The 1800-nt window shown below is 68.1% G+C and carries 2 protein-coding genes; both read right to left on the minus strand.

Annotated elements, in window-relative coordinates:
- Window positions 1-1071 (minus strand): DNA mismatch repair endonuclease MutL (mutL, locus tag DBR34_RS23690; RefSeq protein ID WP_258224057.1); only part of this gene is annotated, 1071 nt, incomplete at its 3' end.
- Between the two features lie 181 nt (window positions 1072-1252).
- Window positions 1253-1800, minus strand: a 548-nt coding sequence (locus DBR34_RS17120; protein WP_258224058.1) for an N-acetylmuramoyl-L-alanine amidase, incomplete at its 5' end; no start/stop codon positions are given.

Consider the following 1800-nt stretch of genomic DNA (forward strand, 5'->3'; position numbering starts at 1 on the left):
GCCATAACCGGCGGCACTGCCCGGTGCGGTGCCGGGCAACGCGTTGGTATCGGCGGCACCTGCAGTAGCGGTCATGCCGGCGCGCGTTTCGGCCAGCGCTTCCTTCAGCGTTCGGTAGACGAAGTCATGGATCAGGCGTGAGTCGCGGAAGCGCACCTCGTGCTTGGCCGGGTGCACGTTGACGTCGACCCGGGTCGGGTCCAGTTCCAGGAACAGCACGTAGGCCGGCTGGCGGCCATGGAACAGCACATCGCCGTAGGCCATCTTCACCGCGTGGGCCACGCTGCGGTCACGCACCGAACGGCCGTTGACGTAGAGATATTGCTGGTCGGTGCTGGCGCGCGAGTAGTGCGGCTGCGCGATCCAGCCATGCAGGCGCAGGCCGGCCCCGCTGTGGTCCACGCGCAGCGCCTGGGCGGCGAAATCCTCGCCCAGGGTTTCGCCCAGGCGCGTATCCGAATACAGATCGCCGGGCTTGTAACGGCGCGACGGCTTGCCGTTGTGCGACACCCGCAGTTCCACGTCCGGGCGCGCGAGTGCCAGCGAGCGCAGCCACTCTTCGATATGGCCCAGCTCGGTGCGCTCGGCGCGCAGGAACTTGCGGCGCGCCGGCACGTTGTAGAACAGCTCGCGCACTTCCACGGTGGTGCCCGGCGCATGCGCGCGTGGGGTGACCTCACCGAGCTTGCCGCCTTCGATCTGCAGGGCGGACCCGTGCGCATCGCCGGGACGGCGCGAGGCCAGGGTGAAGCGGCTCACCGAGGCAATCGACGGCAGCGCTTCGCCACGGAAGCCGAGCGTGGCCACCGCTTCCAGGTCGTCGAGGCTGGCGATCTTGCTGGTGGCGTGGCGGGACACCGCCAGCGGCAGTTCCTCCGGCGCGATGCCGCCGCCATCGTCACGGATCCGGATCAGGCGTACGCCGCCTTCCTCCAGGTCGATGTCCACGCGGGTGGCACCGGCGTCCAGTGCGTTTTCGACCAGTTCCTTGACCACCGACGCCGGGCGCTCCACCACCTCGCCGGCGGCGATCTGGTTGATCAGGATCTCGGGCAGCTGGCGGATGCTCATGCGTCGCTCCCGCAGGGGGAACAGGCGACGGCGGAAGCGAGGGGGAATCGGGGGCTGTACGTCATCGACAGATGATAGCGTAGCCCGCCAGCCGACCAACGGTCGGCTCTACCGGGTGGGGTTACGTGTCGAGGCCAGCCGACCAACGGTCGGCTCTACCGCAAATAATCCGCGTTGCGGATTATTTGCTGCCGCCGGCTACCGTGCTGGCGGCCTGGATCTCGGCTTCGGCGCGGGCGGCGTAGAGCGTGCCCGGCGGCGGTTGGCGGCTGAAGAAGGTGTGCACGCCGTCGAGTACCGCACCGGCGATCTGGCGCTGGTAGGCCGGGTCGATCAGGCGACGCTCTTCATCCGGGTTGGAGATGAAGGCGGTTTCGACCAGCATCGCCGGCATGTCCGAGGTGCGCAGCACCGCGAAGTTGGCGCGTTCGATATTGGGCTTGTGGTTCTTGCCGATCCGCTTGAGCCCGCCCAGCACGTGGCCGGCGGCATCTTCGGAGGCCTTCATGTACCCGCTCTGGGCCAGGTCCAGCAGCACGTTGGCCAAGGTACCCTCGGTCTGCTGCAGGCGCACGCCACCGACCAGATCGGCGGCGTTTTCCTTGTCGGCCAGCCAGCGTGCACGCTGCGACGAGGCGCCCTTGGTCGACAGCACGTACACCGACGACCCCGTGGCGGCACGGTTTTCAGCCGCGTCGGCATGGATCGAAATGAAGATGTCGGCCTTGG

The organism is Stenotrophomonas sp. HMWF003 (assembly GCF_003061285.1).
In the GTDB taxonomy this organism is placed as follows: Bacteria; Pseudomonadota; Gammaproteobacteria; order Xanthomonadales; family Xanthomonadaceae; genus Stenotrophomonas; species Stenotrophomonas maltophilia_AP.